Origin of the sequence: Pseudomonas sp. 50_B, assembly GCF_017491625.1 — a bacterium.
In the GTDB taxonomy this organism is placed as follows: Bacteria; Pseudomonadota; Gammaproteobacteria; order Pseudomonadales; family Pseudomonadaceae; genus Aquipseudomonas; species Aquipseudomonas danubii.
On record NZ_JAFGYX010000127.1, the window covers coordinates 1 to 470 of the forward strand.

1 protein-coding gene is annotated in these 470 nt (G+C 64.3%); it reads left to right on the top strand.

The genetic code is table 11. The features are described 5' to 3' along the window. On the top strand, nt 1-470 hold a 470-nt coding region (locus tag J5M73_RS31245), incomplete at both ends, for a CocE/NonD family hydrolase (protein ID WP_279381771.1).

The following is a 470-nucleotide window of genomic DNA, read 5'->3' on the forward strand; positions in this document are numbered from 1 at the left end:
GCCGGCCGAAGTGGCGGAGGGGCTCAAGACACCGGTGATTGTGCGGCCATCGGTGTACTATGCGGACCCGACTTACGCGACGCAAACGCGCGCGCCGTTTCTCGGCGAGGCGGAATATTTGCGGATGGGCTACACGATCGTCTACGCCGATTCGATCGGCACCAATCAGTCGGACGGCTGCTGGTCGGTAATGGATCGTACCGAGCGCGAGGCGATGGCGAGCGTCGTGCGCTGGCTGACGAACGATCCCGGCGCACCAGGCTTTGACGCCCAAGGCAAACAGGTCGCCGCGTCCTGGTCAACCGGGCACGTCGCGATGGAAGGGATTTCCTACGGCGGCACGCTGCCCACGATGGTCGCGGCGACGGGGGTGCCGGGGCTCGAGGCGATCGTGCCGGTAGAGGGCATCAGCAGCGGGTACGACTATTTCCGCTACAACGGCGTGATCGCTGATATCGACAATACGGTAT